General features: G+C 43.1%; 13 protein-coding genes and 1 tRNA gene. 11 read left to right on the top strand and 3 right to left on the bottom strand.

Going from position 1 to position 24,793, the window contains the following annotated elements:
- Together BN8908_RS10475 and BN8908_RS10470 are read left to right on the top strand one after the other, a co-directional pair.
- The gene (locus tag BN8908_RS10475) at positions 1–1,125 is read left to right on the top strand and encodes a restriction endonuclease subunit S (protein WP_068690481.1); all 1,125 of its coding nucleotides are present in this window, start codon (positions 1–3) and stop codon (positions 1,123–1,125) included.
- Between the two features lie 12 nt (positions 1,126–1,137).
- The gene (locus BN8908_RS10470) at positions 1,138–4,365 is read left to right on the top strand and encodes a type I restriction endonuclease subunit R (protein ID WP_068690480.1); all 3,228 of its coding nucleotides are present in this window, start codon (positions 1,138–1,140) and stop codon (positions 4,363–4,365) included.
- Between the two features lie 113 nt (positions 4,366–4,478).
- Here BN8908_RS10470 and BN8908_RS10465 read toward each other — a convergent pair whose 3' ends face one another.
- The gene (locus BN8908_RS10465; RefSeq protein WP_021987419.1) at positions 4,479–5,060 is read right to left on the bottom strand and encodes a porin family protein; all 582 of its coding nucleotides are present in this window, start codon (positions 5,058–5,060) and stop codon (positions 4,479–4,481) included.
- Positions 5,061–5,104: 44 nt separating this feature from the next.
- The gene (locus BN8908_RS10460; RefSeq protein ID WP_068690479.1) at positions 5,105–5,866 is read right to left on the bottom strand and encodes a TrmH family RNA methyltransferase; all 762 of its coding nucleotides are present in this window, start codon (positions 5,864–5,866) and stop codon (positions 5,105–5,107) included.
- A gap of 99 nt (positions 5,867–5,965) precedes the next feature.
- Between BN8908_RS10460 and tamL (BN8908_RS10455) the strand changes: the two genes are divergently transcribed.
- From tamL (BN8908_RS10455) to BN8908_RS10420, 8 genes are all read left to right on the top strand, one after another.
- Complete coding sequence (gene tamL, locus BN8908_RS10455) at positions 5,966–8,284, top strand: translocation and assembly module lipoprotein TamL (protein WP_068690477.1); 2,319 nt, start codon at positions 5,966–5,968, stop codon at positions 8,282–8,284.
- A gap of 99 nt (positions 8,285–8,383) precedes the next feature.
- Entirely contained in the window at positions 8,384–9,325 is a 942-nt protein-coding gene (locus tag BN8908_RS10450; RefSeq protein ID WP_021987422.1) for a sensor histidine kinase, read from the top strand.
- A 106-nt stretch (positions 9,326–9,431) separates the two neighbouring features.
- Positions 9,432–10,085 (top strand): response regulator transcription factor, encoded by a 654-nt coding sequence (locus BN8908_RS10445; RefSeq protein WP_021987423.1) that lies wholly within the window; start codon positions 9,432–9,434, stop codon positions 10,083–10,085.
- A gap of 156 nt (positions 10,086–10,241) precedes the next feature.
- Positions 10,242–13,343, top strand: coding sequence for a SusC/RagA family TonB-linked outer membrane protein (locus BN8908_RS10440; protein WP_068690475.1), 3,102 nt, complete (start codon positions 10,242–10,244; stop codon positions 13,341–13,343).
- A 50-nt stretch (positions 13,344–13,393) separates the two neighbouring features.
- A complete protein-coding gene (locus BN8908_RS10435; protein ID WP_068690473.1) occupies positions 13,394–14,845 on the top strand; it encodes a RagB/SusD family nutrient uptake outer membrane protein in 1,452 nt (483 codons plus the stop codon).
- A 139-nt stretch (positions 14,846–14,984) separates the two neighbouring features.
- Positions 14,985–19,649 (top strand): translocation/assembly module TamB domain-containing protein, encoded by a 4,665-nt coding sequence (locus BN8908_RS10430; protein ID WP_068690471.1) that lies wholly within the window; start codon positions 14,985–14,987, stop codon positions 19,647–19,649.
- Positions 19,646–21,952 carry a translocation and assembly module lipoprotein TamL gene (gene tamL / locus BN8908_RS10425; protein WP_068690469.1) on the top strand — a complete coding sequence of 769 codons (2,307 nt, stop codon included), beginning with the start codon at positions 19,646–19,648 and terminating at the stop codon, positions 21,950–21,952. The genes BN8908_RS10430 and tamL (BN8908_RS10425) overlap by 4 nt, the downstream gene beginning before the upstream one ends.
- Positions 21,953–22,017: 65 nt before the next feature.
- Positions 22,018–22,105, top strand: a tRNA-Ser gene (locus BN8908_RS10420).
- A gap of 128 nt (positions 22,106–22,233) precedes the next feature.
- Here BN8908_RS10420 and BN8908_RS10415 read toward each other — a convergent pair.
- Entirely contained in the window at positions 22,234–23,256 is a 1,023-nt protein-coding gene (locus tag BN8908_RS10415) for a M48 family metallopeptidase (protein WP_082989247.1), read from the bottom strand.
- 217 nt (positions 23,257–23,473) lie between these two features.
- Between BN8908_RS10415 and BN8908_RS10410 the strand changes: the two genes are divergently transcribed.
- On the top strand, positions 23,474–24,790 hold the full coding sequence (locus tag BN8908_RS10410) for an acyloxyacyl hydrolase (RefSeq protein ID WP_068690462.1): 1,317 nt from the start codon (positions 23,474–23,476) through the stop codon (positions 24,788–24,790).
- Positions 24,791–24,793: the final 3 nt, after the last annotated feature.

Genomic DNA, 24,793 nt, shown 5'->3' with positions numbered 1-24,793 from the left:
ATGGGAGCGAGTAATGTAAAATGGGTTAGGCTCGGAGATTATATCGAACAATGTGATGAAAGGAACTCTGCGAGTGTCAACTATCCTGTAATCGGTATAAATCGAGACAAAACATTTATGCCGACTGTTGCAAATTTGGATGGAGTAGATATAGCCAAATATAAAATTGTCACAAAAAGAATGTTTGTATTTAGTGGGATGCAGACTGGGAGAGACATCTGTATTCGCATCGGATTATACGACAATGAACAACCTGCTTTAGTCTCTCCTGCATATACAACATTTGTCATCAACGATGATAAGAAAGTTTTGCCAGAATACTTTTTCATGTATTTTAATCGAGCCGAGAGTGATCGTTATGGTTGGTTCATTAGCGATTCCAGTGTTCGAGCCAACTTGGATTGGCCGCGTTTCCTTGATATTGAAATTCCGCTGCCATCACCTGATGAACAACAGAAAGTGGTGAATGCATGGAAAGCATTTAGAGAGATCAAAGAACAAAACGAGGCTGAGGCGGCTCCGCTTATGCAAGTCTGCCAAAGCTATATTCAGGAATTGAAGCATAAATATCCTTTGCAGGAGATAGGGCCATACATTGAAGAATGCAATGAACGCAATTTGAACGGCAAATTTACAGAAAAGGAAGTTCGTGGAATAGCAACATCGAAAGGTTTGATTGAAACAAAAGCGAATTTGGATGGAGTCTCGTTAAATTCGTATAAATTGGTAAAGCCTAAAGAAATCGCTTTTGTATCTGACACCTCTCGCCGTGGAGATAAAATGAGTTTAGGATTGAACGATTCAGATAAAACTTATATTGTTTCATCTATTTCGTCTGTATTCAACGTGGATGAAGAAAATATTTTACCAAATTTTATTTACTTATGGTTCTGTCGAGCGGAATTCGATCGTTATGCCCGTTTCAATTCATGGGGAAGTGCTCGTGAGGCTTTTTCATTTGAGGATATGAAGCGTTGTAAGATACCTATTCCACCAATTGATGTTCAGCGTGCAATCGTCAATATCTATAAATGCGCAAATGAAGCAAAGCAAATAGCAGAAGAAGCTGACAGACTTTCACGCGAAGTTTGTCCGGCATTGCTTCAACATGTCATACATTCTTAAATAGCAGCGATTATGGCAAACAAAGGGAAATATTATGAAAGTCAATTCGAGGAAGCAACCATCGAGCTCCTCCGTGAGACACATTGGCAATATGCATTTGGTGATGACATTCACAGAAAATATACCGACCCACTCATCGAAGAGGATTTAAGAAGTTTTCTTGCTGATCAATACAAGGATAAGAATTTGACATCCTCCGAGATGGACGGCATTGTCGCCAATTTGCGCAATATAGGCGGTCAGAATGACTATTACGCTCTCCGGAATACTTTTTTGCTTTATCGTGACGGTTATGACTTTGCATATAGCGATGGTCGGGATAATCCGTTTCGTTTGGAATATATCGACTTTAAGCATCCCGACCATAATATTTTCCGTTGTGTCAATCAGTTTGTTATGGAACAGGGACGTGAAAATCGCCGTCCTGACATATTGCTTTTCATAAACGGCATACCCGTCTGTATTATCGAGTTGAAAAACCCGACCAAACAAAACGCTACTATACGCGATGCGCATACGCAGATTTGCACACGCTATATGCGGGATATTCCGGTATTGCTGAAATATTGTGCATTGGCGGTAATTAGCGACGGTGCAAAAAATGCTTTGGGTACGACATACACGCCATTTGAATTTTTCTACGAATGGAAAAAGATTGATAATGAAGACAAAGCAGGAAAGGGACTTGACACACTGCGTACACTTATTCGCGGAGCACTTTCTCCGGAACGTATATTGGAGATATTGCGGGACTATGTTTATTTCCCTGATCCTACAAAAGAGGATGACACGACTGAAATTGTATGCCGTTATCCACAGTTCTTTGCTACACGCAAACTGCGAGACCATATTCTGAATCATTTGCGTTCTGTCGGAGGTGATGGTAAGGGCGGTACATATTTCGGAGCCACAGGGTGTGGAAAAACATATACAATGTTGTTCCTTGCCCGCCAATTGGCTTTGCGATGCAGAAAGCAACTGGGTAGCCCTACTATTCTCATCATAGTAGATAGGGAGGATTTGGAGACACAGACCGGAAAACTATTCTGCCGTTCGAAACAATACCTTGAAGACGAAGCTGTAAAAGTCTTTGAAACAAGAAAGGAACTTGCAGAAGAGATGAGTATGCGCAAGACTGGCGGGGTCTATATTACCACGATTCAGAAATTCGCAGAGACTACAGGATTGCTTGCAGAGCGTTCCAATGTCATTTGCCTAAGTGATGAAGCGCATCGCTCCCAAAATAATATAGGTTCTAAACTATCCATCCAAACCGAAGGAGAAGCCGACAAGATAGGAGCGAAAATCACATATGGCTTTGCCAAATATCTGCGGGATGCATTGCCGAACGCTACATTTGTAGGTTTTACAGGAACACCCATTGACGAAACTGTACATGTATTTGGGAAGGTTGTAGATCAATATACGATGAAGGAGTCAGAGGATGACGGCATCACTGTCCCAATCAAATATGATCCTCGATTAGCTCGTGTGTTCCTCAATAAAGAACAGGCAGAGAAAGTAGAAAAGTATTATCGCCTATGTGCAGACGAAGGGGCAACGCCGGAGGATATTGCCAAGAGCAAGGCCGCCATGTCAAGTATGGAGGTGATTATCGGTGATGAAGATGTCCTGCATCGTGTTGCCAAAGACATTATCGAAGACTATAAGCGTCGGACTGAGACAACAGACCGTTTGCAAAAGGCTATGATTACTTGCGCCGACCGCAAAATAGCATTCAGGTTGTATAAAATCATGCGGGAGATGCAGCCTGACTGGTTTGAGAAGAAGAAAGCATTGAACGAACTTATATTGACTGCAGACGAAAAGGAAAAACTTAGCGACATCGCTTTTGTCAATATGGTCATGACACGTGACAAGGATGATGAAAATGAACTTTACAATCTGCTTGGCGACAAGGAATATCGTAAGTTTCTTGATGCAGAGTTCAAATCGGAAAAATCGAATTTCCATATCTCCATCAATGTAGATATGTGGATTACCGGATTCGATGTACCATGCCTGACGATGCTTTACAACGACAAACCGCTATCTAAACATACGCTTATTCAGACCATTTCGCGTGTAAACCGTAAATTCGGCACAAAAGAGTGTGGCTTTATCATCGACTACATAGGTATCCGCGAAGAGATGAAAAAGGCCATGAAAAAATATGGTGGTGAAGTCGGACCTCAGGAAGATTTGGAGGTTGCACGTGAAGTATTGCAGAACGAATTGCAACTTTTGCAAGAGCGATTGTCTGGGTTGGTATTTGACCGTTTTTTCGGGAACAATGACCTTGCCCGACTTCAGTTCATTCAGGAAGCGGCTGAATATGTCCTTGCCAACAGTGTGGAACGAAAAGGAGAGATTTCCTTCCTCAAACTTTTCAAGGAACATGTTAAACGGCTGCGCTCTGCTTATAATATCTGTAACCCAGCCGGTATTCTGACAGACGAAGAAGTAACATGGAGCCAATGCTTTATGGGTATCTGCTCATACGTGAACAAAATGACCACCACAGAGCACGATACGGAGAACATGAACAGGCACGTGGAACAGATGGTTCAGGAAGCAATTCTTGCAAGTGGTGTAGAACGAGTAATAAATGAAGGTGTTGAAGAAAATATTTTCAGCGACTCATTTGCCAAAGAGGTCGATGAAATAAAAATGCCATTCACCAAGTTCCAGATTCTTTGTAAACTTGTCGCTAAAGCCATCAGAGCATACAGCCGGACAAACAAGATTCAGGCTGAACATTTCCAGAAAATGCTTGAAGATACGATAGATGCCTATAATACACGTGATAAGCTGACATTTACCAACGAAGTGACACAGAACGTAGTGAATGAGGTATGTGATATCGTTTCATACAAAATCAACGGACTTTCGAACAAGTTAATGAATATTCTGAAAGAACTAAAAGCTGACAGCGAGAAATTCAAGGTTTTGGGTATCACTTTCGAAGAGAAAGCATTTTTTGATGTCCTTGTAGAAGTTCGTGACAAGCATAACTTTGAGTATGCGGATGATCGTTGTATAGAATTGGCTAAGAAAATCAAAATTCTAATAGATGATACCGCCATCTATGCAGATTGGTTGAATAATGACAACCTAAAAAGCAAACTCGCCAGCCAGCTTACTTACCTTCTCTACAAAGAGGGTTACCCGCCCCAGTGGGACGAGGAAGTCTTTCAGAAAGTTTTAGAGCAGGTAGAGAATTATAAGAAACATGAATGAGAATTATATCCGTTTGTTTTAAAGTATTTGTATTCCTAAATAAAGAGTCGCAAAATCCCGAATGGTTTGCGACTCTTTTTATGTATTACGATTCTGTAATTTACGATTCGTTTTTAGATGATCTTGAATCCAAGGGTAAAATTAAAGGAACGGGGAGCTTTGATTTTGATTTCGTCGTTCTGGAATTTTTTGAGTCCCTTCTCATAGTCGATATCGAAGGTCAATTTCCATACGTCGACACCGACACCGATTTTTCCGTTCCACATGGTTTTGTCGTTGTCGATTGCATTGCCGAAGTCTCCTTTGTCCCATTTTAATTTACCTGTAAAAGACACAACCGGTCCCAGATAAGCCCTGAGTTTTACGATCGGTAAGTCTAAGATATGCAGCCCTACCATTAACGGAATGTCGAACGAATTGTATTTCAGGGAACTGCTATAACCGTCTCCTTTCACTTCTCCCTCTTTATGCGAGTAGTTTAAAGAGGGCTCTACATATAGCGGTCCCAGGTTGACACGGGCAAATACACCGAACATGTAGCCGGTATTGGAACCGTTTTTTAACACAGTAGGTACGTCTTTTACTTTGATTTTGGTGTTGGAAATACCTCCGTGAATACCGAAATTCAGCGGAGATTGTGCCATACAGGTCAATGTACCCAGGCAAACGGCCAAAAGAATAAACAGTTTTTTCATATTTAGCGTTTTAATTGATTTGATTATTTTTACGTTATTTAAAATTAGTTGTTCCGTTTGAATTCCGATAAAATAATACCGGTAGCGACTCCTACATTCAGCGATTCCGTCGAATAAGTACTGTCAGCAAAACTCGGAATGGTCAGTTTACTGTCGATGCAGGATTCGAGTTCCGGACAAATACCTCTGCCTTCGTTGCCCATAATGATAAAGCCTTTGGCTGATAATTCCGTTTTATAAATATTTTCTCCGTTCAGAAAGGTTCCATAGCAATGGAATTCCGGGGAGCTGAATTTTTTCAGCAAACCGACCAGGTTCGTATAGATCGTTTTCACCCGGAAAACAGCTCCCATGCTGGCTTGAACACATTTCGGACTGAATGCTCCGGCGCAATCCATATCGCAAAAAACGTACCGGATTCCGAACCAATCGGCTACCCGTAATATCGTACCCAGATTTCCCGGGTCCTGAATGCCGTTTAGAACCAGGGAAAGGGATTGCCGGATCTCGGTTTCTGTGTACCGGTATTCCGGAATTTCGGCTAATGCTATTACTTCCGGTAATGACTGGAAATTGGAAATGGTATGCATTTCCCGTTCGTTTACTTCTACAATTTCCCGTACCCCTTGTATGTCCGGATGTGATGCAAGCCATTGCGGATAAGCCAACAGCATATCGATTTTCAGATCGGATTGCAGCAGTTCGCTTACCAATTTTCCACCTTCTGTCTTGAAGAGATTATATTTATCTCTGAATTTCTTTTTTTCAAGACTTTGGATTATTTTTGTTACATGTTTGCTTAGCATACTGTGAATCGGAATTTCAGATTTAGGTATTTCCTTATTTTGAAACCTAAATCCGAATGAGTTGTATTTCGCTTACAAAAATAATAACATTTTTGATAGTTGGAGAGGTATACCGGATATAAGATCGTATTTGTCGGTCTGTTGTTGTTGTTGTTTTATGCTTGTTCCCCGACGAAATATATCGGTGAAAATGAATATTTGCTCAATAAAGTGACTGTTAAAACGGACGATAAAGCCGTTAGCCGGTCGGATTTAAAGAAAAATATTCGGCAGAAACCCAATACCCGTATTTTAGGGGTACTGCGCTTTCATTTGGGGATGTATAATTTAAGCGGCCGTAACGGAGAGAAACGCTTTAACAAGTGGTTGCGTACGATTGGAGAAGCTCCTGTCGTTTATAATGATTTTCATACGCAGCGGAGTCTGGCACAACTGAAGTTGTATCTGAATAATAAGGGGTATTATCATGCTTCGATATCGGATACCGTTATCTATAAAAATAAGAAAGCAAATGTGGAATACCGGATATCTCCGGGAAAACAGACGGTAATCGAGGAGTTCGGATACCGGGATAAGCAGGATTATGTGCAGAATCAGCTGGAGGATTCGACGGAGCTGATGCAAATTGTCCTGGCCGATTCGGTACATAGTCTGTTGAAGACGGGTAAACCCTTGGATATGGATTTGTTGGAATCGGAACGGGAACGGGTTACGCGTATGCTTCGGGAAAAAGGATATTTCAATTTCTCTAAAAATTTCATCCAGTTTTATGCGGATACTATTCAGGGACAGGAGGTTGATAAAGCCCATTTGTTGTTGAGTGTGATCGGTAATCCTGCGGATTCCTCTGCCTACCGGAAGTTCAGGATAGGCGAAATCAATATCAATTTCGATTATGATCCGCTGTATCTGGCGTCCGGTGCGGATTCTTCATATGTAGATACGACTTATGGGGGATATGGGATCATCTACCGCGATAAGTTGAAAATCAAGCCGAAGTTAATTGAGGAAACGATTCAATTCAAAGAGGGAGAGCTTTATAATGTACAAAAGGTTGTCGATTCTTATTCGCGTTTGCAGGCTTTAAATCTCTTTAAGTTTATCAATATTGTTTTTAAGGAGAAGGTGGATACGACGGGAGTAAAATCTTTGGTTTGTGATGTACAGTTGATACCGATGAAGCGTCAGTCGTATAATGTTTTTCTGGAGGGAACGCATAATTCGGGTAATATAGGGGTCGGAGGTAATCTGACTTATAATCACCGGAATTTGTTTCAAGGGGGAGAAAATCTGACTTTTAGTATATGGGGGGCTTTGAAGAAGGAGCAGTTGAATGAAAATAAAATTTTCAGTACCCGGGAATTGGGTGCCGAGTTGAAGTTTATCACGCCTCAATTTTGGCTACCGATTTTTAAGATGAAGGATTTCCGTCGCAATTTTGCTCCTAAGACGTCGGTGTCCCTGTCTTATAGCTATGAATATACACCTTTTTATGACCGTCGGGTAGCGAGTGTGAAATTCGGTTATTTGTGGCGTAAAGCGGATAAGAGGTGGCGGTATAATTTCGATTTGGTCGATCTGAATTATGTGATGATGCAGAAGGTGGATTCTGCTTTTCTGTCTGGTTTGAAAAGTGATTATATAAAGAGTGCTTACCGGAGTCACTTGATTTTTTCGGCTAACTTTATGACTATTTTTACCGATCAGCAGTTGAATACTCCCGGAAGTTACAATTATTTCAGGAGCAGTGTGGAAAGTTCCGGTAATTTGCTTTGGGCTGTCGATAATATGTTCGGGGTGAAGCGTATCAAGAGCAGCGGCGATTCATATTACGAAGCTTTGGGGGTACAATATGCCCAGTATGTAAAGGCCGATGGAGAATATCGTTTTCACCATTATCTGAACCGGGCCAATACCATAGTGTATCGTTTTTTCATCGGTTGCGGTTATCCTTACGGGAATATGAAGGTGTTGCCGGTGGAAGAAGCTTTTTACGGAGGCGGTGCGAACGGGATAAGGGCTTGGCAGGCGCGGACTTTAGGTCCCGGAGCTTATGTAGCGACGGATAATTATCCGAATAGTGTCGGGGATTTTAAATTGGAAGCGAATGTGGAATACCGGTTCAAGCTTTTTTGGTTATTGGAGGGGGCTTTGTTTGTGGATATCGGCAATGTGTGGAATATAACTAAATACGAAGACCGTAAAGGGGCAACGCTGGGGGCTGATTTTTACCGGCAACTGGCTATCGGCACAGGGACGGGGTTACGTCTGGATGCCAGTTTTTTCCTGCTGCGCTTCGATTGGGGTATAAAAGTGTCTGATCCGGCGAAACCTGAAAATAGCCGTTTCGTATTGTTTGATAACGGCAAATGGATGAAGCATACGGTTTTCAATATTGCGATCGGTTATCCGTTTTAAGCAGTTAGGATGTTTGTCCGTAAAAAATTATAAATTTACCGTTTGAATGAGAGTCGGAGGGTGCTGCAAGGAATTCTTATAATGCTATAATACAAATTTATGCTATCTACTATTCTGGTATATATGTCGTTGTTGTTTCAGGTACTGGCAGCGGCAATTGCTATCAGCTTGTTTAAACGGACGAAGTTCAATGCTTCCTGGATATTGATTTCAACGGGATTTATATTGATGGTGGTGTCCCGTATATTCGAACTTTTCCCTACAATCTACCCGGAATGGGAAGAGGAGTTGGCTGTGGTGCAGAAGTGTCTGGCTTTTGTGATTTCTTTGGTGTTGTTGATCGGCGTGTTTTATATCCGGAAGATTTTTCAGTTTATGAGACGTCTGGATGAGATTCGCCGGGAAACGGAAAATAAAGTGCTTTCGGCTGTCATTCGGACAGAGGAGCGGGAGCGGCAACGGTTTGCCAAGGAGTTGCACGATGGGCTCGGGCCTTTGTTGAGTGTCGTAAAAATGTTGTTGTCGGGATTAAGCGGGGATGCCAAACCGGAAGTGAATGAAAAAATAAAACAAAATCTGAAACAAGCCGTAGATGAGGCTATTATCAGTGTGAGGGATATCTCTGCCAATATCAGTCCCCACATTTTGAATAATTTCGGGTTGAAGGATGCCGTCGATTCTTTTATTAAGAAATTGCGTTCGGCAAAAGCTCTCGATATCAGTTTTACAACCAATATCGGAAACCGCCGGTTCGGTTATAATGTAGAGGTGATTATGTACCGGGTGATTTGTGAATTGATCAATAATACTTTGCGTCATGCCGAGGCGGATAAAATCCGTATCGAATTGAAGCTTACCGATGAAATTATATATTTGACATATACCGATAACGGTATCGGTTTTGATGTGAGCCGTCAGGCTACAAAATACGGTATGGGGTTGGATAATATGCAATATCGTCTCAAGTCCGGTAACGGGGGAATTGAGATAATGAGTGAACGGGGAAAAGGTATGCAGGCGAAGGCATTTATTAAGTTGTGATGAATTCATGGACTTATTTAATATTTACGTAGCCTTTTTGAATATAGAATGTTGCAACCTTGGAACGTATAATTAATTTTGACAGATTACTTATTATAGAAAGTATATGCAGAAATTGAAACTTTATCTGGTAGATGACCATAAGCTGTTCAGGGAAGGGTTGAAGCTGCTGTTGTCGACACAGGATTTCGTAAAGCATATTTACGAAGCTTCGAACGGACGGGAATTTATTGAAAATTTACCATTAACGGAATGTGATGTGGTGCTGATGGATATTGAGATGCCTGAAATGAATGGGATCGAGGCCACCCGGGAAGCTTTGCATTTGCATCCGGAATTGAAAATCATTGTCCTGTCGATGTATGGGGACGAGCAATACTACTATCAGATGATCGATGCCGGAGCCAAGGGCTTTATGCTGAAGAACACCGGGATCGAAAATGTCATCAAGGGAATTCAGAAGGTAGCCGCCGGGGAGAATTTTTTTTCGGAAGAGTTGCTGTTCAATATTCTGAATAATATGCGGGATAACAGTAAAACTACCGCAGATGTTCCTGATAATGAATTATCCGATAGGGAGATGGAGATTTTATACCATGTTTGCAAGGGGGAATCCAATCAGGAGATTGCAGAGGCTTTGTTTATCAGTAAGCGGACGGTAGATAAGCATCGGGCTAATTTATTGAGTAAAACCGGTTGCCGCAATACGGCGGCATTGGTCATGTATGCCATTAAGAACAAGATGATCGAAGTAAATTGATGTTTTAATTTACTAACGAATGTAAAAGAGGACTACGGTCCTCTTTTTTATTTTGTTAAAATTAAGAGGTATTGAAACCGATAACGTTGGAATTCGTTAAACAAATCAAAAAAAGTTGCAATAGCAGGTTTTTATAACTAATCTAAACTAACATTTATGAGAAAACTAATCGGTTTATTGTCTCTCCTGTTTTTTATCGGTTTACAGGTGAGTTACGCTCAGACGCGTACAATCAGCGGTATTGTGACGGATATAAGTGACGGGCTTCCGCTGCCCGGCGTTTCCGTTGTGATAAAAGGAACGCAGACCGGAACGGCTACGGACGTGAACGGTCGTTACACAATTGAAGCAGCGCCTTCAGATGTACTTATTTTTTCTTTTGTCGGCATGAAAACGCAGAACGAGACTGTCGGCAATCGTCAGGTGATTAATGTTGCTTTGGAGAGTGATGCACAGAATCTGGAAGAAGTTGTGGTGACCGGTTATGGAGTGACCCGTAAAAAAGCATTTACGGGGGCAGCTTCTACTGTGGGTTCCAAGGATATTGCCGATAAGACGGATGCCAATCCGATCAAAGCGCTGGAGGGAACCGTGCCCGGATTACAGATGAATGTATCTTCCGGACAACCCGGTGCTCCGGCAACCATTTTCATCCGGGGACGTAATTCTTTGAATTCCGGTACACAGCCTTTGTATGTGATTGACGGTGTTCCTGTTACGGCAGAAACAATGGGGATGCGTTCTTCCGAATCGCAATCGTTGTCTCCGCTTTCTACATTAAGTCCTTCGGATATCGAATCGATGACCGTATTGAAAGACGCTACGGCAACTTCTATTTATGGAGCCCGGGCTGCTAACGGGGTAATCGTCATTACGACAAAGAAGGGCCGGGCCGGAAAGTTGCAGGTGAACCTGACGGTTAAATTGGGTATGGAGATGAAACCTTCCATTCCTAAAGCTTATAAACCGTTGGATGCAAAACGTTACACCGAATTACAGGTGGAAGGGTTGATGAACGATTACGAATTGTATGGGGAGGGCGGTAATGCCGCTTATTATAATAACGTGGTGTTCGGCGGTTATTTCCCTTATACTCCGGAAGGTATGAAGGATATGATGTATGCTTATCTGGAAACCGACGGAAAGACGAATACCAATTGGTTTGACGAGGTGACCCGTGTCGGATTCGTTCAGGAATACAATCTCGATTTACAGGGAGGGGGTAATACGGAAACGGCTCCTAAGTTCTATACGTCTTTCAACTATTTTAATAATAAAGCATTGGTGATCGGTAAGGACCTGGAGCGTTATTCCGGACGTTTTAATTTTTCCCAGTCTCCCAGTAAACTGATCAGTTACGGATTTGCTTTGAATCTTTCTTATACCAAAACCAATATGGGTGCTGGGGGCGGTTATTTTTCCGACCCGATTACCCAGGCTTATATGCAATCTCCTTTGATACCGGTGAAAGATGAGAACGGAGATTGGAATTTCAATACCCTTAACGGATATAATCCTGTGGCTCAACGAAGCAAATACGGAGATAAGAGTGAGGGGAAACAGTACCGTGCGACAATTACTCCTTATCTGACGGTAAATTTCCGGCCGGATTTGATTTTTAATTCCCGTATCGGTATTGATTTTTATGATTTGAAAGAATTCGGGTATTGGTCGTTTTTGCAGCCGCAGGGTGCGGATATGAGGGGTTTGGGCGAACAGGGTACGACAACCCGTACATTGCTCAGTATCACCAATACATTGAGTTATATCAAGTCGATAAACGACGTGCACAATCTCAATCTGATGGTTGGTCAGGAAGTACAGAAAACGAAGGAAAATCTTTCTTACCTGGCAGCTTCCAATTATCCGTTGTTCAATATGAACCAGGTGGCGAATGCTGCTGTGCCCAGTTCTGCCTCGACCAGTAAAAATGATTTTGCGTTGGCTTCCTTCTTTTTTAACGGCCAATACGATTATATGAATAAATATTATTTCTCTGCCAGTGCCCGGGCCGACGGTTCTTCCCGTTTCGGAAAGGATCACAGATGGGCCGGATTCTGGTCTGTCGGAGTCAAATACCGTTTGACGGAAGAAGATTATATGGCATCGGTAAAATCCTGGATGAACAACCTGACTTTACGAGCCAGTTACGGTACTTCCGGTAATCAGGATGTCGGGGATTCGGCATTTGCCCACGGTTGGTATGCTTCCCGGAATTTGTTCGGATTCGGCTATAATTACAACGGTCTGCCGGGAAGTGCACACGAGCAGCAGGGGAATCCCAAGTTGAAATGGGAGCAGACGAATAAATTCAATGTCGGACTGGATGTTTCTTTCCTGGACCGTATTACTTTGGAATTCGATTATTATTACCACCGGACCAAGGATATGGTATTTCTGGTGCCCGTATCCCGGACTACCGGATTGGAGACGATACCTAAAAATATCGGTAAACTGGAAAATCAGGGTATTGAGTTTACGATTAATGCCAAGGTTTTGCGCTTGAACGGTTTTAATTGGGATTTGAGTTTGGTCGCTTCTCACAATAAGAATAAGATTGTCAAGTTGAGTACGGACGAACCTATAGAGGGGGCGATTACAATTGTCGAGAAAGGACGTGATATTTATACGTTTAAGATGAAGAAATATGCCGGTGTGGATCCGCAAACCGGAGAAGCACAATGGTATAAAGGAACAACAGGAAGCGAAATTACGAAGAATTACAACGAAGCCGGCAAGCGTTATGTCGGAGCTGCCAGTCCTAAATTTCAGGGGAGTATTATCAGTCGTATGAGTTATAAAGGGTTTGATTTTTCATTTCAGTTGAATTATTCATTAGGCGGTAAGATTTACGGAGATAATCTGACGTATGACGAACAGATCGGAGGTTCCGGATTTGATAATACCACCCGGTATGTATATGACCATCGCTGGCAGAAACCGGGAGACCGTACGGACGTGCCGCGCTTTGTATTCGGAGACGGCTCTGCGGCTAACAACGCTTCTACCCGCTTTTTGATGAACGGGCGTTATTTGAAGATCCGGACGATGTCTTTGGGGTATACATTGCCGAAACGTATTACGGATATGGCTCATTTGGGATCGGCCCGTGTTTTTATGACGGCTGACAATCTGTATACTTTCTGTGCCAAGAATTTCCGGGGATTCGATCCTGCAGGTATCGGCGCTAACGGTATACAATGGTGGAATTATCCGACACCGCGGAATATCATGTTCGGTGTAACCATCGGTTTTTAAAAGATAAAATACAATTGCCGTCCGACGGCTTATAATTAAAAAATCAGTATATGAAAAATAAATTGAAATATTTAATCGGGCTGCCCGTATTGCTGTTATGTTCCTGTAATGATTTTCTGGATTTGGACAATTTCCAGAATGTACCTACGGACGATGCATACAAAACGGTGCAGGATGTACAGAACGGCATGAACGGTATGTACTATGCTTTCGGCTATTATTATTTTTACGGAAGAAATGTCGTAGCTTTGGGAGATATGGCTGCAGACAATGCTGTTGCCAGTGCTTCAACAGGTCATTTCCTGTCTATCAACCGGTATAATTTTTCGGATACCGACGGGAATCTGGACGAAATCTGGCTGGGAGGCTATCAGGTGCTCGACCGGGCTACCCGTACGATTGCAGGAGCTAAAGCCGTGTTGGAAAAGGCCGGGTCTTTGCATTTATCGGATAAGGATGTGGCCAGCTTGCATTCGTACATCTCTCAGTGCTATGCATTGAGAGCTTTGTCTCAGCATGTGTTGGTCAACGTATTTGCTTTGCCTTATAAAGCGGGGGAAGCCAATTCTCAATTGGGGATCGTATTGCCGGGAGAAGAACCCATTCCTTCTTTTACAAAGGTAGAACGGGCGACTGTGGATGCAACTTATGCCAATATATTGGCAGACATAGCAGAATCTGCCAAATGGTATACTTATGTTGACAATTACAATCTGAATAATGAGGACGATGTTATTTTGCCGGATCAGTATTATATGAACCGTGCGGCTATTTATGCTTTGGAGGCCCGGGTGTCGTTGTATATGGAGAATTATAACCGGGCGATCGTTGCAGCCGATTCAGCCGTTATTTTACGGAATGCTACGGAGATTTCCAATGAGGCTTATTTGAAGATGTGGTCGTCGACGGCCATCAGTGACGAAGATATTTTTACAATTGCCAAATCGGAGAACGATAATTTGTCGGCTAATTCGTTGAATACGCTGTATGGCAGCTACAGGGGTGCTCTTACCGATACGGTTGTCAAAATTTTCGGTGCAGATGATGTCCGGCTGAAGCTGATCGATGTAAAAACGCGGCATCCGAAAAAATTCGACGGTATACCGACTTCTCAAGCTGTCAATAATATACCGGTGTTCCGGATTTCAGAGATGAAGCTGATTGAGGCGGAAGCTTATGCCCATCTGAACAATACGGGTGAAGCACAAAAAGCTTTGCTGTATACGGCCAAGCGAAATCCGGCTATCACTGCGGTTACGGACTTACCTTCGGGAACTGCTGATTTGCTGGATTTCATCGCCCAGGAGCGGAGACGGGAGTTTTTCGAAGAAGGTTTCCGCTGGTATGATGCACGGCGTACCGGAATGCTGATCAGTGTATCCAATGGCAGCTATAAGGATTTTAATGTGGCAGCCTTTGTATATCCGATACCTGCTTCCGAAGTAAACGCCGGTTTCGGAGTCGTTCAGAACCCCGATTGGGAAAATAATATGCCTTCTTAATACAGAAGAGCTGTGACTGGTCACTCATGAAGGGGATGTGTCAAAAGTTTACTTTTGACACATCCTCTTTTTCCCATATTATTTCTTTATTTTTGATGTTTGACTTTTTATCTTTAAACTGTATGTATCGGGCTGAAGTATGAGGAAGTTTTTTAAATATCTTTTTCGGACGCTGGGGGTTCTTGTGGCGTTGATTCTACTGCTGGTTAGCTTGCTTTATATACCTGCCGTACAGCGTTATATAAAGAACAGGGTGGTGGAATATGCAGCCTCGCGCTGGGATATGACGGTCGGGATCGGAGAGTTATCTTTGAAATTTCCGGTAGATTTATCTTTGAAAAGGGTATATGCGGGAAAAACGAATACCGATACGTTGGCTTATCTGGGACGTTTACGTCTGAATGCGGGGATAGGCCGTTTAATGTGGGGACAGATTGCCGTAGATGATTTACAACTGGAAGATGTGGTGTTGAATTTGAGAAACGACACTACCGGTATGGTTTTGAAAGTACGTACCGATCGGGTCGGGTTGCAGGCGGATGTGGTTAGCTTGCGGGAGAAACGTGTGGATATCAGCCGTCTGTTGTGTTCCGGAGGAGATGTGTTTCTTGCGACCGGCGTGAGCAGGGAAGATCGGGATACTATAAAAAATGCTTCTTCATTCGACTGGACATTTGTTATCCGGCAATTGGAGATCGATCGGGTATATTATACAATGACCTCGGAGGCTTTGTCGCGTTTGTATGCCGGAGTTGGAAAAGGAATAATTGCCGGAGGTGTTGTCGATATGGTGCACCGGCAGGTGAATGTCGATTCTGTGAATTTGTCGGGAGGTGTTTGCGATTTGATTCCAATGGATACGCAGAGTGTAAGTCCGGTACAGGGGGCGGTATCTCCGGATACTGCCGGCTTATGGACCGTAGAAGCCGGCCATCTGGAATTGGAAAATTCGGCTTTTTCAATGTCGGGAACTGAAAATAAAAAGTTTGAGCTTACTTTGACGGATATCGGACTTCGGATCGATAGCGTATATAATCGGGGAGCTGTTGTAAAGGCTGATTTGAGTCGTTTGCAGGTTGTGAGGGCGCAAGGTGGACGGATTGAAAAGATGCAGGCGAATGTCGATATGGGTGAGGAACGGACCGAGTTGGGAAATGTCAGCATCCGGACCCCATACACTAGTATACGTTTGAACGCTTTGTCCGATGCTCCGTTGGCGGAGATAGGCAAAACCGAGCCTTTGCGGGTTGTTCTGGAAGCTTCGGTGGGGATGGAGGATGTCCGTTTGTTTTGGGCGCAGATGCCGTTGGGGATGGAGAGAAAAAGTGTAAAGTTCGATATGGATATTTCTTATCGGGAGGATCGTATCGGTATCCGGAAGTTTATGGCCGTGATGCCCGGTAATTTCGATTTGTCGGGTACGGGGGAGGTGGCTTCATTCCGTGATTTGAATAATCTTGCCGGAGTTTTGAATCTGGAGGGAAATATTCAGGATGTTTCTTTTTTGAATGAAAAGAATAAGCGATTCCGCATACCGGATCAGATGCGGTTGTCTTTGGTGGCTCGTGCCGGGGCAGGGGTGTTACATCCCCGTCTGGAACTTTGCCGGGAAGCCGGCTGTGTTACTGTAGACGGCAGTTATGACGTGAAGAATGAAGGGTATGATGTACGTTTGGTATCGGACCGTTTTGATATCGGACGTTTTTTGCCTGCGGATTCTCTCGGAATATTGACGACGGATATTAAGTTGACGGGGCACGGGTATCGGTTCGGAAAGGCTAATGCCCGTTTGACTCTCGATTTACGGGAATTGGTTTATAAAGGACATCGTTACCGGGATATTTTATTGGCAACCGATGTGCAGGGGCCCCGTATAAACGGGCTGTTGAAGAGCGGTGATCCGGCATTGTTGTCGGAGATAGCCTTTAAAGCCGATTCTATCGGGAAAAGGTATGCTGTGGATGTAAACGGAAAGGTAGAAAAAGTCGCTTTGCAGGAACTGCATTGGGTGGCTGAAGAATTTTCTGTCGGGATGAATTTCGATATTAAAGCAAGTCTGGGGAGGCAGGGAGAAATATTGTTGAATACGGATATCCGTCAGGTGAAGGTTGAGGATGCCCGTAATTCTTATGATTTAGGCGGTTTAACTTTGCGCCTGGACAGTGAACCGGCAGAAACGGAAGCGGATTTGGTTTCCGGTGATTTCCGGCTGGCATTCAGGAGCGATACGGCTGTGACGGAGATTTCGGCGATGTTGGGAAATGCCGTCGGCGAGATTCAGCGACAGGTGCGGCAGCGGCGTTTGGCAATGGATAGCATACAGGCATTGTTACCTTATTATACACTGACAATAGAAGGAAGTGTCGATAATGTCATGGGACGTTATTTGCAGGCCCGGGGCATTCGTTTTAAAGAGGTGTCGTTGAAATCCGCTTCACAAAAAGGCGAAGGGGTGAATATGGAGGCCATGATTGTCGGACCTGTTTTGGATAAGGTGAAATTCGATTCCGTATGTATCTCTTTGCATCAGCAGGAGAATGGCATGGATTATCGTGTTAAAGTTCTCAATCCACAAGGGATTGTAAAAGATTTGTATGATGTCGTGCTCTACGGCTCTGTTCGGGATAACCGTTTTAAGCTTGCTGCGTTGCAGAAGAATAAGGAGGGGCAGGTCGGTGTGGATTTCGGAGCGGCGTTTACTTTCCGGGATAGTTCTTTTTCGGTTAACTTTTTTCCGCATGATCCGGTTCTGGGATATACGAAATGGATGGTCAACGCCGGTAATGAATTGAATTTTTATAAGGGAGGGGTGATGACTGCGGACTTGCGTATGGCTTATCAGGAGAAGTTGATCAGTTTGCAGTCTTTGGAAGACCACGGAGATGAGAAAAGACGTCTTCAGGTGGAAATCAATGGCATTGATCTGGCTTCGGTTTCGAATATGATTCCTTTTGTGCCGGATATACAAGGTATTCTAGGAACGGATTTGTTGTTTTATACGGTGGATGGACATACGATAGCCGAAGGGGATTTTAATATTCTGAATTTTTATTACCAACAACAGCGGATCGGGGATGTTAATCTGGATGTCAGTTATAGTGCGGCTAACCGGTTTACGGATCATTCCGTCGATTTTACCCTTTATCTGGATGATAAACCGAGGGCTGTGGCCAAAGGTGATTTCTCGACTTCTGACCGGAACAGGGAGATTACCGTGGATGTAGATCTGCCTTCTTTACCGTTATCCGTCGTCAATGCTTTTTTACCGTCGGATTTGTTACGGTTGACGGGAGAATTACAAGGGAAGATAGACCTCCGGGGAACGATGGATAATATGTCGGTCAACGGAGGAATTGCTTTCCGGGATGCCAAAGCAGATATAACGATGCTGGGGACCGGATTTGTATTGGATACGACTTATATTCCGGTAAAAAGCGGAAAGATTCTTTTCGAGAAGTTCGGTTTTTGGGCACCGAACCGGCATGCACTGACAGTGGACGGTTCGGTTACCGTGATGCCCTTGACGAGGATGGGGATGGATTTGACTCTTGCTGCCAGGGATTTCCAGATTGTGAACGTGAAGGCCAATCCGGAGTCGATGGTGTATGGAAAGGCATATACCGATTTGTCGGCTTCTATCCAGGGACCTTTCGACCACCTGAAGTTGACCGGGAATGTCAAATTGCTGAATAATACGGCAATCAATTATGTGTTACGTAATTCTTCCCCTGAATTAAAGGACCGGAGTGTGGATTTGGTGCGTTTTGTTTCTTTTCGGGATACAACGTTACTGGAAAAGGATTTGTTGACCAATCGGGTGAATACCGGAAGTTTCAATATGAAAGTGTTTATCGAGATCGGAGATGCCGTGAATGTGAATGTGGATTTGTCGGAAGGGGGGGATAACCAGATTGCTATTCAGGGAGGGGGTAATTTGATTTTTTCGATTACTCCCGAGGAAGGAAATAATTTAAGCGGTAAGTATACGTTGGCAGGAGGTACTGTACGTTATGCAATACCGGTGGTGGGGAATAAACTGTTTACCATACAGAGCGGCAGCTATGTCGAGTGGACCGGGCCTGTCGATAATCCGGCATTTCACATTACGGCCAGCGAATCGGTAAGGGTCAGTGTGACGGAGGATAATCAATCTTCCCGCCTGGTGAATTTCGATGCTATGATTCTGATTCAGGGAAATTTGCAGCAACCGCAGATTACTTTTGATCTGGCGGCTCCCAATGATCAGGCTATTCAGGTGCAATTGGCGGCTTTCTCTCCGGAAGAAAGGACGAAACAGGCTATGAATCTGCTGATATATGGGACGTATTCAGGACCCGGTACTGTCAATACGGGAAGTACTGCCAACAATACGCTGAATAATTTTGTGGAAAAAGAATTGAATCAGTGGAGTCGTAAATATTTGAAGAATGCCGGGTTGACGTTCGGTATCGATACTTATAATCAGATCGGGGCCGGAGGACAGGAAACGAAACGTACCGATTATTCTTATCAGTTTTCGAAGCAATTGTTCAATGATAAGGTGAATGTAAAGATCGGAGGACGTATATCTGCGGATAATGATCCGGGAAGCAGTATGGAAGATAATTTGGTTGATGATATCGCTATTGAATATATGTTTACCAAGAACCGGAATTGGTTTTTAAAGGTATTTCGTCATACCAATTATGAAAGTGTTCTGGAAGGAGAGGTGACCCAAACGGGTGTCGGTATTGTGTTGCGAAAGAGTTTCCGGAAAGTAAAGGATTTGTTTATACGAAAGTCAAAACGGGAAACCAGGAAATGATGAGAAACTGTATCCTATTGTCCTTTTTCTGTCTGTTGTTTTTTTCTTGTTCTACAACGAAAAAACTGACAGACGGGGAGGTGCTGTATATCGGTGTAAAGAAAATGAAAATTGAAACTCCGCCGAAGTTGAAGCTGAAAGGGCCGGAGAAATCCGCATTGACGTCACCGATGTCTTATCCGCCTAACAATCCTTTGTTTGCACCTTATGTCAGAAGTCCGTTCCCGATCGGTTTGTGGGTGTATAACTGGCATATAAAGAAAGAAAAAGGGCTCAAATGGTGGCTTTATCGTAAGTTGGCGAAAGAACCGGTACTGATATCGGATGTACAACCTGAATTGAGGTTGAAGATGGTGGAAAACAATATGAAAGATTTCGGTTTTTTCGGTCTGGAAAGCCGTTATGAGATTATTCCCCGTAAACGCAATCCGAAAAAGGCCAAAATCAGTTATTGGGTGAAGTTACCCGATCCTTTCCGTTATAGTTCCGTCGATTTATGGGGATGGAAAGGACAGATGGATTCTTTGGTCAGGCAGTCGATGCGGTTTAGCTTGCTCAAGGCCGGCGAACAGTATGATGTAAATGTGCTGGAGCAGGAACGACAACGCATATCGGATATATTACGCAATCGGGGATATTATTATTTTCAGCCCCAGTATATCGAATTTTTGGCGGATACCACCCGGCGGCACGGGGAAGTCGATTTGCGTATCGGATTAAAGCAGGGTATCCCGGAAGTGGCTTTTCATCCCTATACAATACGGAATGTGGACGTTTCATTATTCGGGAACGACGATTCGGACCGGCGGGATACCTTGGAATACGATCGCCTGCAAATGGATTATTCGCCTCCCCAGACATTAAAACCGAAAATCTTGTCTCAGGCCGTGAAAGTGCGTCCCGGACAATTGTATACGGCCCGCCGTCAAAACCGGACCCAAAGCGGAATCGTGCAACTGGGGGTATTTAAATTCGTCAATTTGACGATCAATCCGGTCGATACTTCATACGGACGTAAGCTGGATTATAAGATATCGGCGGATTATGCCTTGCCGATAGAAACGGAAGTGGAAGTCGATATCGCCTCAAAATCGAATAATTTATTGGGGCCGGGATTGATCTTGAGTTTGAATAATAAGAATATGTTTAAACGGGCGGAAACTTTTTCTTTAAAATTGACCGGAGCCTATGAATGGCAAGTCGGAGGGGAAAAGACGACGAAAGGCCGTTCCGGGTTGATTAACTCTTATGAGTTGGGCGTCAATCTGAATTTGTCGGTTCCGCGCTTGCTGGTACCCGGCTTTCTGAAATCAGGAAAGGATCGTCAGGAGAGGACTCATTTTCAGATCGGAACGGATTTTCTGAACCGGCATAGCTATTTTCGAATGATTTCGTTTTGGGGAAGCGCTACTTATGATTTTAATTCTTCCCGGCGGAATTATCATTCGGTGGTGCCTTTCAAATTGAATTATACTCATTTGTTGCGAACGTCACATGAGTTTGATTCTACCCTGAACAAAAATCCGGCGATAGCCCTGAGTTTTAAAGATCAGTTTATACCGTCGATGTCGTATACCTATACTTTTGACCGGGCGGCGACCTACCGGAATCCCAACCGGCTTTTCTGGCAAACTTCCATTACACAGGCCGGGAATATTATTTCCGGTATTCAGTATCTGGCCGGGAAAAGGGGAGAAGGGCGTGAGATATTGGGAAATCGCTATTCACAATTTTTGAAATTGACGAGTGAGATTATCAAATATCGTCAGGTATCCGAAAACAGTCAGGTGGCTATGCGGCTTATGGGAGGAATCGGCTATGCATACGGAAATTCGAGAGTGATGCCTTACAGCGAGCAGTTTTATATCGGAGGAGCCAACAGTATCCGGGCTTTTCAGATCCGATCGATCGGACCGGGAAGCTATCATCCGGAAAAACGGTCGGTGACGGCTTACCTGGATCAGACCGGAGATATTAAGCTGGAAGGAAATATCGGTTATCGTTTTAAAATTGCCGGCCGGTTGAATGGAGCTGTATTTGTCGATGCCGGAAATGTTTGGTTGTTGCGGAAAGAAAAGGAACGTCCCGGCGGGGAATTCCGCTTGAAAGATTTGTGGCGGGAAATTGCCTTGGGGACCGGCTTCGGGTTACGTTACGATATTACTTATATCGTTATCCGGGCAGATTTGGGCGTGGCCTTGCATGCTCCTTATAATACGGGGAAACCCGGATATTTTAATATCAGGAATTATGATTTCAGAGACGGATTAGTATTGAATCTGGCCATCGGTTATCCTTTTTAGATTGAAAATAATTCGGGTTCTTGTTATATTATTTACTTTTTTTTCTATCTTTGCCCCGCTGTATTGGAGAGATGCAGGAGTGGCTGAACTGGCTCGCCTGGAAAGCGGGTATACCTCAAAAGGGTATCAGGGGTTCGAATCCCCTTCTCTCCGCTGAAGTTAAAGAGTTAATCGGATCGATTAGCTCTTTTTTTAATGTACCGGGATTCGAATGGAAGGATTGCCGGGAGGTGTTGCATACAGAGGTTTGGAATCACCTGAAAAATGCCATTGTGAATATGTTAATGTCGGTTTTTGCAACATTTTTTTATATTTTCAATTCTATCTTTTAATCTGGGATGTTCAATATCGTATTTATCCATTCTGCCCGCAAAGAGTCCGTTTAATTTTGTAAGAGCCGATATATATGTATCAGCACCAATAATTTGAACTGCGTAACCATCTGCTTTTTTCTCATATTGCTTCATTATTATTCTGAGAAATGGTATTAACCCTCCGGCTAATCCGATTGCAGCGACGATGACATAGGGATTCTTGTTGCTGCTGTAGGATGCAAGAAAACCGGTGAGCATGGTAATATATACGCCGACAATGTCGATAAGTATGAGTTTACGTAAATGCTTGTATTTGATATGTCCAATTTCGTGGAGTAAAATACCTGTATATTCATCTTTAGACAGATTTTCTATAAGATTAGAACCAATCATTATTATTTGACTTTTCTTTGTTATCCCCATAGTACATGCAATATTGGAGTTTTTAATGACAAAAACTTTTCCATGACAGTCGTTATCGGTCAAAAGTTTGGTGTATTCAGGATTCATTTCTTTTTTCCGGAATAAGAGATAATATAACGGGATGACAATGTACTTGTATAAGAATATGGGTGTCGTCATAATTGGCATACTGATAATTAACACGAGGAGTATATATTCATTAGCAATGCCCAATGCAGACAGTCCGAACGGTACGATTACCGATAGTGAAATGACACACATAAAAACAGGAATAATTAAAAGGGATGAGATGAGTGTTTCTTTCCAGCATTCTTTTATATTTTCGCCGTAAAATGTAACAGAAATAATAAGTCCTGATAGAGATATTCCGATCGAAGCTAATAATATTGTAACCCACATAATTGAGGAATAAAGGATGTTTACTGTTTCAGATGTAATAAATTTGAAGCTCCCAATAAGTTGTTCATTGATTTCGCGGATGCAATGTAGTATGAAATATTTTAACCTGCAACTCGGATTTAGCGAATGGATTTTTACGGTATTTTTACAGGCTTTCCCTTTTTCCATAATTCAAGCAGTTAAGGGAGGTGAGCAAGAAATACCCGGATCCGGGATGAGTTTATAGAGGAAGAAGTGGAGGGTGAAATTTAAGTATCTGTGCGGTTTACCTCCTTTTTTCTTAACTGTTTGTAAGGTATTATCAATTTTATTATCATTATATTTGCACCTTATTGGAAAAAAATGCTCCTGCATATCTATTGTAAAATAAGGCTTGGGAAGTTATATGAAAAGTAAGATGCAGATGTGGAACGTGATATCCCTTTTGGGTGTGATGCTTTTTTATTTGTCCGGTATAGCCTGTGCAGAAGAAGGGATACTTATTCCCGGAGGGGCGGGAGGGGCGACCGTATCGTTGCCTGAAAAAAAAGAAGCGGTTGATTACTTTGCTTCCGATACGGCTTCTCTGCCGTTTTCGCGTCGCTTTATTCATCGATTAAGTGTAGAAGCCCGTCCGGGGTATATTTTTACGACAAATTCTTTTCTGCGGGGAGAGAATATGTATCGGAAACCGATCAAACATACCTTTTCCTCTCATCTGAATTATTCGTTTCAATTTCGTCCCAATACCTGTGCCGACCGGATTTACGGAGGGGCATACCAGGGGGCCGGATTGGCTTACTATACGTTCGGGGACCGGAAGGAAATAGGAAATCCGGTTGCATTTTATTTGCTTCAGGGGGCACGTATCACCCGTTTTACTTCTTATTTGTCACTTAATTATGAGTGGAATTTCGGATTTTCAGTGGGATGGAAACCGTACGATTACGGAAAAAACAATTATAATAAGGTGATCGGGTCGAGTACAAATGCCTATATCAATACTAATTTTTATTTAAACTGGCGTCTTTTCCGGCATTTGGATTTGATGACCGGTGTGACGTTGAGTCATTTTTCCAACGGTAATACGCGTATTCCGAATGCGGGTTTGAATACCGTCGATTTGAAAATAGGTTTGGTATATAATATCAACAGAAAAGAGGATTTACTGGGTAAGTCTTTGTTTAAGCCTTTTGTACCGAAGTTTCCCCGTCATATCAGTTACGATTTGGTGTTGTTCGGTTCGTGGCGCCGGAAAGGGGTTATTTTCGGTGATAAGCAGGTGGCTTCACCGGAGGCCTATACGGTGTTCGGCTTCAATTTTAATCCGATGTATAATATCGGATATAAGTTCCGTATCGGATTGTCGTTGGATGGGGTATACGATGGAAGTGCCAATGTTTTTACAGAGGATTATATTGTCGGTACGACACAGGAGTTTTATAAGCCTCCGCTCCATCAACAACTGGCATTGGGTATTTCGGGCCGGGCGGAATATGTGATGCCTTATTTTACGATCGGAATCGGTGTCGGCGGTAATGTCTTACACGGAAAAGGGGATTTGAAGGCTTTTTATCAGATTTTGGCATTGAAAATTGCCGTTACCCGAAGTTCTTTTGTTCATGTCGGTTATAGTATTCACGATTTCAGTACGCCTAATTTTCTGATGCTGGGGGTGGGCTACCGCTTTAACAATAAATATCCGAAAGTTATTCAACGCTGAATT

Origin of the sequence: Culturomica massiliensis (assembly GCF_900091655.1) — a bacterium.
GTDB classification, from domain to species: domain Bacteria; phylum Bacteroidota; class Bacteroidia; order Bacteroidales; family Marinifilaceae; genus Culturomica; species Culturomica massiliensis.
The sequence above is the reverse complement of the archived record's forward strand: the minus strand, read 5'-3'. Positions and strand labels throughout refer to the sequence as shown.

Coding starts and splice junctions, on each gene's coding strand:
- BN8908_RS10475 (WP_068690481.1), top strand. CDS start 1: ATGGGAGCGAGTAATGTAAAATGGGTTAGGCTCGGAGATTATATCGAA.
- BN8908_RS10470 (WP_068690480.1), top strand. CDS start 1,138: ATGGCAAACAAAGGGAAATATTATGAAAGTCAATTCGAGGAAGCAACC.
- BN8908_RS10465 (WP_021987419.1), bottom strand. CDS start 5,060: ATGAAAAAACTGTTTATTCTTTTGGCCGTTTGCCTGGGTACATTGACC.
- BN8908_RS10460 (WP_068690479.1), bottom strand. CDS start 5,866: ATGCTAAGCAAACATGTAACAAAAATAATCCAAAGTCTTGAAAAAAAG.
- BN8908_RS10450 (WP_021987422.1), top strand. CDS start 8,384: ATGCTATCTACTATTCTGGTATATATGTCGTTGTTGTTTCAGGTACTG.
- BN8908_RS10445 (WP_021987423.1), top strand. CDS start 9,432: ATGCAGAAATTGAAACTTTATCTGGTAGATGACCATAAGCTGTTCAGG.
- BN8908_RS10440 (WP_068690475.1), top strand. CDS start 10,242: ATGAGAAAACTAATCGGTTTATTGTCTCTCCTGTTTTTTATCGGTTTA.
- BN8908_RS10435 (WP_068690473.1), top strand. CDS start 13,394: ATGAAAAATAAATTGAAATATTTAATCGGGCTGCCCGTATTGCTGTTA.
- BN8908_RS10430 (WP_068690471.1), top strand. CDS start 14,985: ATGAGGAAGTTTTTTAAATATCTTTTTCGGACGCTGGGGGTTCTTGTG.
- tamL (WP_068690469.1), top strand. CDS start 19,646: ATGATGAGAAACTGTATCCTATTGTCCTTTTTCTGTCTGTTGTTTTTT.
- BN8908_RS10415 (WP_082989247.1), bottom strand. CDS start 23,256: ATGGAAAAAGGGAAAGCCTGTAAAAATACCGTAAAAATCCATTCGCTA.
- BN8908_RS10410 (WP_068690462.1), top strand. CDS start 23,474: ATGAAAAGTAAGATGCAGATGTGGAACGTGATATCCCTTTTGGGTGTG.